This is a genomic window from Staphylococcus sp. HMSC057A08, from assembly GCF_001812925.1.
GTDB classification, from domain to species: domain Bacteria; phylum Bacillota; class Bacilli; order Staphylococcales; family Staphylococcaceae; genus Staphylococcus; species Staphylococcus hominis.
In genome coordinates, this window is record NZ_KV810872.1 from 1 (window position 1) to 7981 (window position 7981).

General features: G+C 29.5%; 13 protein-coding genes. 10 read left to right on the plus strand and 3 right to left on the minus strand.

Annotated features, from left to right (window positions below):
• Window positions 1-285: 285 nt before the first annotated feature.
• The 3 genes from HMPREF2881_RS10385 to HMPREF2881_RS10395 form a co-directional block, all read right to left on the minus strand.
• Window positions 286-1500 carry a tyrosine-type recombinase/integrase gene (locus HMPREF2881_RS10385; RefSeq protein ID WP_070653762.1) on the minus strand — a complete coding sequence of 405 codons (1215 nt, stop codon included), beginning with the start codon at window positions 1498-1500 and terminating at the stop codon, window positions 286-288.
• A 20-nt stretch (window positions 1501-1520) separates the two neighbouring features.
• Entirely contained in the window at window positions 1521-2129 is a 609-nt protein-coding gene (locus HMPREF2881_RS10390; protein WP_070653763.1) for a hypothetical protein, read from the minus strand.
• A 118-nt stretch (window positions 2130-2247) separates the two neighbouring features.
• Window positions 2248-2961, minus strand: a complete 714-nt coding sequence (locus tag HMPREF2881_RS10395; protein WP_070653764.1) for a helix-turn-helix domain-containing protein — start codon at window positions 2959-2961, stop codon at window positions 2248-2250.
• Between the two features lie 179 nt (window positions 2962-3140).
• Here HMPREF2881_RS10395 and HMPREF2881_RS10400 point away from each other — a divergent pair, with 179 nt between their 5' ends.
• The 10 genes from HMPREF2881_RS10400 to HMPREF2881_RS10445 are packed head-to-tail and all read left to right on the plus strand — an operon-like array spanning window position 3141 to window position 7873.
• Window positions 3141-3350: a helix-turn-helix domain-containing protein gene (locus HMPREF2881_RS10400; RefSeq protein WP_070653765.1), complete on the plus strand. Its 210-nt coding sequence runs from the start codon at window positions 3141-3143 to the stop codon at window positions 3348-3350.
• Window positions 3351-3352: 2 nt separating this feature from the next.
• Window positions 3353-3625: a hypothetical protein gene (locus tag HMPREF2881_RS10405; RefSeq protein ID WP_049334654.1), complete on the plus strand. Its 273-nt coding sequence runs from the start codon at window positions 3353-3355 to the stop codon at window positions 3623-3625.
• An 18-nt stretch (window positions 3626-3643) separates the two neighbouring features.
• Window positions 3644-3844: a hypothetical protein gene (locus tag HMPREF2881_RS10410; RefSeq protein WP_070653766.1), complete on the plus strand. Its 201-nt coding sequence runs from the start codon at window positions 3644-3646 to the stop codon at window positions 3842-3844.
• A gap of 58 nt (window positions 3845-3902) precedes the next feature.
• Complete coding sequence (locus HMPREF2881_RS10415; RefSeq protein WP_049334652.1) at window positions 3903-4304, plus strand: type II toxin-antitoxin system toxin TscT; 402 nt, start codon at window positions 3903-3905, stop codon at window positions 4302-4304.
• Window positions 4305-4329: 25 nt separating this feature from the next.
• Entirely contained in the window at window positions 4330-4554 is a 225-nt protein-coding gene (locus tag HMPREF2881_RS10420) for a hypothetical protein (RefSeq protein ID WP_049334651.1), read from the plus strand.
• A 35-nt stretch (window positions 4555-4589) separates the two neighbouring features.
• Window positions 4590-5402: a DnaD domain protein gene (locus HMPREF2881_RS10425; RefSeq protein WP_070653767.1), complete on the plus strand. Its 813-nt coding sequence runs from the start codon at window positions 4590-4592 to the stop codon at window positions 5400-5402.
• A gap of 21 nt (window positions 5403-5423) precedes the next feature.
• The gene (locus HMPREF2881_RS10430) at window positions 5424-6215 is read left to right on the plus strand and encodes an ATP-binding protein (protein WP_083310084.1); all 792 of its coding nucleotides are present in this window, start codon (window positions 5424-5426) and stop codon (window positions 6213-6215) included.
• A gap of 59 nt (window positions 6216-6274) precedes the next feature.
• Window positions 6275-7117 carry a pathogenicity island protein gene (locus tag HMPREF2881_RS10435; protein ID WP_070653768.1) on the plus strand — a complete coding sequence of 281 codons (843 nt, stop codon included), beginning with the start codon at window positions 6275-6277 and terminating at the stop codon, window positions 7115-7117.
• Entirely contained in the window at window positions 7107-7340 is a 234-nt protein-coding gene (locus tag HMPREF2881_RS10440) for a hypothetical protein (protein WP_070653769.1), read from the plus strand. Before HMPREF2881_RS10435 ends, HMPREF2881_RS10440 begins: the two co-directional genes overlap by 11 nt.
• Before the next feature lie 11 nt (window positions 7341-7351).
• Window positions 7352-7873 (plus strand): hypothetical protein, encoded by a 522-nt coding sequence (locus tag HMPREF2881_RS10445; protein WP_070653770.1) that lies wholly within the window; start codon window positions 7352-7354, stop codon window positions 7871-7873.
• Window positions 7874-7981: the final 108 nt, after the last annotated feature.

The window sequence follows — 7981 nt, forward strand, 5'->3', positions numbered from 1 at the left end:
TGAAGAAATCAGGGATGAAAAAGTAAAAGTAGAAGAAGCATTAACTCAATTAACTGAAGCAAAAAATGCATTAAAAGCAGATAAGTCAGTGTTAGAACAAAAACGCCCAGGATTAAATCATGTAGGTGTTACGAAGGTTAAACAACATAACTTTTATGAAGTGTTTATATAACAGTGTTTATAGGCTATTTTTGATTTATTTATACATAAAAAAGGGCAGAATAAGGGCATAATGTGAAAAAATTTGATTTTAAGCAAAAAAAATACGCTCAAATTTGAACGTATCTAATTTATATTTTCCAACTTGCTCATCATATCTTTATCCATTTGTTCGGTAACATGACTATATATCTGTAAAGTTGTTTTATAATCTTTATGGCCTACACGATCCATTATTGCACGCAGTGACACGCCTAATTGTGATAATAAGGATATGTGACTGTGACGCATAGTGTGAGTTGAAATATCTTTTTCAATACCTATATTCTTTGCAGCGTTCTTAATGTTAGCATTGATAGATGATAAAGGCATAGGACTGCCTTTACTATTTGTAAATATAAAGTTTCTCTCTTTAAAATTACTATCCCACTTAGCCGATTTCTTATTTTCCAACATTACCTTACGCAATATCTCACAACTTCTAGTGGTAATAGATATAGTACGATAAGAGGCCTCAGTCTTAGTTGTATCTTTAAAGCCACGTACACCATCTTTAGTTATCCATGCTATTGTACCATCAATCTCAATTTTTTTATTCTTAAAATCAATGTTTTCAGGTTGGAGTGCTAATAACTCACCAATTCTTAAACCGTTCAATACTTGAAACTCAGTAATGTATGCAGTCATCATATATGAGCGTTTAATATAGCCTTTATTACCAGTACTTGCCTTATGGTTAAGTTCATCAATGAGTTTATGTACTTCATTCATTTCTAGATAATTCTCACGTTTAGCTTTGATTTCTTCTCTAGTTACTGCCTTCTTAGGTAATGACACGTTATCAATGTATGAAATATCTGAGATATTGTACCTTTTCTGAGCGAACTTCAATACACTCTTTATAAGGCTCACATTGACCTTAATTGTAATGTGTTTAATATTATTTTCTTTCATTGATGTATTTATGTAATCTTGAATAACTTGAGCATTCATCTTATCGACAAGAATATCTTCATTTATTCGCTCTTTGATGTGAGCAAGTCTGTAAGTTTTTGCTCTTATAGTTGATTGTTTAGCACCAGATACTAATTTATAGTTTTCAAACCACTCATCACATGCAGCATGGAAAGTTAGCGACTTTAATGTAGTAGGTGTCTTGTTATTTAGCTTTTCTTCTATACGCTCATTTAAGCGTTTCTGAGCCTCTTTCTGTGACTGCTTACCATTCTTATTAAGCACCACGCTAACACGTCGCCATTTGTTTGTGAGTGGATCTTTATACTTCTCATAATAGCGATATTTAGTTTCACCATGTTTATTAGTAAATTTCTCATGCCACATGTGAATGAGCCTCCTTTTACTTAGTCTTGTGGTCCATATTGATTTTCTACTGCTTGATTTAAAATTTCGGAAGCTTGTTCGTCTCTCTCCATTGCTTCATCTTCACTAATCAAGCCATTTTCATAATCTTCACTAGCTTGTCTTTCGATTTCAGTTTTACGTTGTAAAGCTTCAGCAACTTCACCATGTATATACTGATCATCAATCTCTGTATTTTTAGGTAACTTTACATTTTGATTAGGTTGTTGAGTTTGATTATAGTTTTGGTTATTTTGCTGTTGTTGTGGAGTTTGTGGAGTGTTATTAGCTTGTTGTGTTTGCTGCTGCTCTTGAGTTGCAGGTTGTTGTGTTTGTTGTTGAGATTGAACTTGTTCACTTGAGGCAGTTTTTTGTGTAGTTTGTTCTTCAGTAGAACTATCTTCTTGTGTAGATTTGTTATCTTCATTTTCTTGAGATTTCTTTTCTTCTTTAGACTTTTTATCTTCTTTAGTTTTCTTATCTTTTTTATTGTCAGCTTTCTTTTCAGTAGTGCTTTCTGATTTTTTATTTTCATCTTCCTTAGCGTCATCTTGACTACAAGCACTTAAAACAAGTGTAGCTGCAAATAATGTTCCTAGTAATTTTTTCATATGTATTCTCCTTAAGTTTATTATCTTTTATATTTAATCTTCTGGGGTTTGTTAAAGAAAATCTAAAATAAGTAAAAATTATAATTTAAATTAATTTTGTTTGTTTTTATTTAATAATTTATAATTTATCAAAAGTTTCTTCTAAATTAACTTTTTCTACAAATAATTCAAACATAGTATCAAAAAATTCTTGCCTATTATTAATTTTTTCATATTTTGTTTCTAAATAAGCAATGATTAAGTTTAAAATTATATTTTTGTCTTCATTTGAAATAACATTGTAATCTATTAAATTATAATCTTTGTTTGTAATTAAATATCTAGGAGCTAATATTTTAAATTGATTTTGAGTAAAATACCACTCAATATCAAAAATAGGCTTATCTACTAAATTATTTTTAAGGATCTCAAAATCATTTAAAAAAAGAAGTTCGTTTTTTTTATTGAAAATAATTTTATTATTTTCAATTTTACTTTTTGATTCATATAACTCTTTTTTTACTTTATTACCTTCTTCATTCGTATATTTAATAAATTCTTCTACTAAATTTTCAACTTTTTTCAATTCTTTCTTAGTAAACTCTTTTTTATCATCAAATAAATAAGTACTACATAATTCTGATAATAAGGGTTTAGGTGATTTTCCCATATTAAATGCTTGATCTAATAGAGTATTTAAAATCTTAAAGAATACTTTTTTAGAAGGCTTTTTATTTAAATTATTTTGTAATCTGCTTATGTAAGTAGGCGATACATCAGCTAATTCTCCTAATTTATTAACAGATAAATTCAATGATTCTCTATATTTATTTAAAACTTCGCCAAATTTCATAATTTTATTCTCCTTTATAAAATAAGCAACTCAAATACATTGTATCTTTAATAGTTTATATGTACAAATGTTTTATCAAATATTTCATATTGACATAATTAATGAATAATTGTAAGATTTATTTGTACATATGAAATTTATAAAAAATTAAAAATACATATGTACTAAGGAGGGTGAATATGCATAATAATCTGAGTATGTTGATGGGCAGAGATAGAGTTAGTGCTTTGAAATTGAGTAAAGAAACTGGAATTTCAAGAACTACTATTCATGGCTTGTATCATGAAAGAACTAAAAATCCAGATATGCAAATAATTATGAAGTTATGTAATTATTTCAAAGTTACACCAAATGAATTTTTTGGAATTAAAGAAAAAGAGGAGGCATAAAAATGTCACATACTAAATTACAAGATTTACCAACTAAACAGAATACTGCACTTGAAGAAAAACAAATCGTATTTCCAGTTAAATATGCAAAGCCTAAATTATTAAGCGAGTTATTTAATTGCAGCTATTCAACAATTCGTAGATTACTTATTTCATATGATGAGGATAACTTAGGTATTGAAAGTATGTATCTTGATATTAGTAGTACGCTTACTTTAATAAATGTAGAGAAGTTTGAAGAATTTTTAAAATGTAAGCACAAAAAGTATTTATAAATTAAAGGGGTGTTTTAAATGCTACGTTTTATCAATGAATTGCTATATATCACAGTCATAACAATATTTTTAGGAGTTCATACAGAATTACATTATGCGTTAGTGTTTTTTTTGTTTGGAAGTATGATTGCAGCACTTAAATATGATATTCGAGATGAAGAACATTCATATCTCTACAAAACATACAGACAGCATATAAGAAACAGAAAAGAGATTTAAGTAGAAAGTCTTCAAAATAATAAATCGCTTCAATATGGAGCAATTGGGAGGAATAGAAATGGAGAAAAAATTGAAAAATACAATTGAAAATTTTAATTCAAGTATCGAAGTTATTAGAAAAAATAATAGTATTACAAAATTAAAAAGTGTGAATTGGGAATTAAGCAACAAAATAGAAAACGTAGAAATGATAACTGAAAGAATTGAGGACTTATTAGAAGCGCAAGGTTGGTTTATGGACGATTATCTTATTCATGATAAGGATCACGTTTTAAGTAATAGAGAAGTAGTAACACACGGAGCTAAATATCATGAAATGAGAATACACATTCAACAATTCGATAGACTATTAACAATGTATAAGAATGAACTCACTAATGTTATTAAACAGTTTAAAGAAATAAAAAAGACGTTATCAGAAAGCGACCAAACCACTGATAACGAACAATTAACAAACTAATAAACTACTGAAAGGATAGCATTTTATGACTAATAAAATCAAGTGTTCTAAAGGTTATGGTGTAATTACGCAAAGTGTTATGTCTAGCAAAGATATAAGTATCGAAGCTAAAGCATTGTATTGCTATTACATGGCACATGTAGACGACAATATTATCCCAAGTGCTACACAAACATGCAATGATTTGATGATCAGTTACAAGCGTTTTAAAACACTACGAACACAATTATTTGAAAGAGGCTTTTTATAAATTGATAAAAATTAGCAGCAAAGGAGGGCAGACGATTGGCAACTTATAGAGTCAAAAAAGAGAGTGGTAACTTCGTAACTATCCATAAAGGTTTTATTCATGACAATAATCTAAGTTGGAAAGCTAAAGGTTTACTACTTTATCTTTTAAGCCGTCCAGATGATTGGCAAATATATGAAACTGAATTAATAAAGCATACTAGTGATGGACTAAGCAGTTTGAAAAGTGGCATTAAAGAATTAGAAAAAACTGGATATATTGAACGAAAAAGAAAACGTGATGATAAAGGTAGGTTAAAAGAATATGAATATGAAGTATTTGAACAACCTTACCACATGCGAAATTCCTATGTAGGAAAAACCAATGTAGGAAATTCCAACGTAGGAAAAACCTACGTAGGAAAATCGCACACTACTAATATTAATAATACCTATAAGGACTTAACTAATAATTATGATACTGAAATTAACAGTAGTAGTAGTGCAAGCACTACTAAACAACCACCATCGTCACATTCTTATAGTAATGTATTCAACTTTTATCAAGAAAATGGATTTGGAATACTTCAACCATTTGTAGTGGATCAGATTGAAAACTGGATAAATGATTTCAATGGTAATGAGAATATCGTCATAGAAGCATTAAAAGAAGCAGCAACGAATAATGTATGTAAGTGGAGCTATGCTAACAGTATTCTTAAAAGTTGGTATCAAGACGGTATTAAGTCTATTGATGATATAGAAGCACGTAGAAAACAACGTGAAGTAAGTAAGAATAAGGTACAGCAATCTACAAAAGATACTGATGATGATTGGTTAAATTCACCAGAACGACAACAATATTTATAAGTTAAGTAAGGAGGAACGATTTTGAAAAGTCTTGAAACATTGATGAATAACAATAAAAAGCGTGGCAAAATTTTGAAAGTTGAAGAAAATCTATTTTGTGAAGGTTGTAAAAATCGTTATGACTATTATGAAATTGAAAAGTCAGACGGAACAATACAAGAAATTAAAAGTGGTTGCGATTGTGAAGCAAAGCAAATGGCTGAACAAAAAGTAAAAGAATATAAAGCTAAGATAAAACGAAGTGAAATTGATCGTATGTTTAATAAATCAAAAATGAATGACGATTTACAAAGTGCAACTTTTGATAATTATATCCCTAGAAATGAAAGCCAACAAAAAGCAAAAGACACCATGCAGCGTTATGCAAAGAACTTTAATTTAGATAATAAGCAATCAATTATGTTAAGAGGCTCATTCGGTTTAGGTAAATCAGCACTAGCAATGGCTACAATCAAAGAAATTAAAGAAAAGGGCTACACAGTATTATTTTACGATATTACTGAACTTATCGCTTTATTCAGAGATACTATGAGCAAAACAGCTAAATATACTGAAACAGAGCTGATTAATCGTATTAAGGCGTGTGATGTGCTTGTCATTGATGATGTAACGCCGAATTTAACAGATTTTGAAAAAGGTAAGTTATTCAGCGTGATTAATGCAAGAGTAAATAAGCACAATATCATCACAACCAACAACACTAACAAAGAGCTAACATCTGACAAAATGCTAACAAAGATTTATTCAAGAATGATGATGAATACAACAGTGATTGAAGTCGAAGGAACAGACTACCGATTAACTAAAAAATAATCATAAGTGGTAACGGGCTTTGTACCCGTTCCGCTTCCTAGAAAGGAGTAACACATAGTATGCCAAGTCTAAAACAAGCATATCAACAAGACACAGACGCCGAAGAAATCAAAATGATTAGTGATGATACGTTATTCACAGTTTACAATCCTAAATTTATTGAAGATAAAAAGCAGATGATAGAGGACTATATCGAAACGTTATACGAACGTAATACACCAAACATGGTATGTGATCCAGTCACTCAAATGGTTTACTATCAATCGCAAAATTTAGAAAGCTTAGTTATGTACATCATTGAAGAAAAAGAGAAGTTGAATGCGTTCATCAGAAAAAGCAATAGAAACCTATATCATTTATACGCTGTTTTAGAGGGTTATACAAAGCAAGAACAGATATTTATAAAGAATTACATTAGAAATGCAAAGGTGCGTGATAATGAGCTTGTGAGACGCTTTAAAATTGATTTATATAACTATGTCCAAGCTAAAAGAGAGAAAAGGCAAGAAGAACATAACAAAAAGTCATTTAATGCGTACTTAGTGGATAAAGACGACGTAAGAAAAAGACAACAAAAGAAAAAGATTAATAATGGTTATGGCTTAACACTCAATCAAGAGAAAGAGCTGCGATTAATTAAAGAACATGAAAAAGAACGCAATACAGATATGGGGATATTCATCGACTTAATTCAACAGATGAACAATGATGAACTCTTATCTTATGTGTTAGATCGTCATGAATTTAATATCGATAGTTACAATCTCAAAATATTAACTGACGCAGCACTCTATCACTTGCCATTAAAACAAAGAAAACTAGCCTATAACCATTTAAAAGCAATAACAAGAACATTAGCAAATAATCCAATCGAAAAGAGGTTAAAACAATATGAACAATGATGAAATGAATAAATTAAGCGACGCACTAGAATTATCGGAAGCGCAACGCTTAGCTTTATATAACTACAGTGAACGAGAAGCTAAAGAAAAAGCACACTCACAAGAACAAAAGAAAGAATTAAGCAGTTTAGAAAAGCATGAGAAACGCCAACAAATCATGAGTATTAAAGACGCTAATCAACGACAAGAAGAAATTGCTAAGCATGTTGAATTATTTAAATAGGAGGGCTATTCATGAAAATATTAAAACAAATTGAAGTGCATAAAAAGAATATTGAAAGCTATCAAAAGGATATACAAGCACTAGAACAAGAAGTAAATAGCGAAAAAGAAACGATTGATCAACTCAATGCAGATTATCAAGAATTAGTAATAAGTGGCCAAGTTGAAAAAGCTGATAAGCTATATACTAAGATTGATAAACAAGAAACGACACATAAAGCAAAAGTAAAACGTTTAAGCGTTATGAAGCAATCACTGAAACAGGTTATTATTAAAAATTGTAGCAGTATGCAAGAAGAAGCTGATAAATTAAGTGATGAATATATCGAAATATATAAAGAAGATTTACAACATTATAACAAGCTCAAAGAAGAACTAAAACAAGCAGAACAGAAACTAGAAGAACATAACAATAGTTATCTACTTAATCAACGTAATTTAAGCCATTATATAGATAGAATGACACGAGAAAATAATATTCAACCAACTGAATACATGGGTACTGTCAATAGTCGCAAACCATTTTATATTTAATCAATTTAGCCTACTTTTTTAGTGGGCTTATTTTATAGTTTAGCGAGGTATTACATGAAAAAAATAACAACTAAACAAAGACGTTTTGCAGATGAGTATATAGAAACG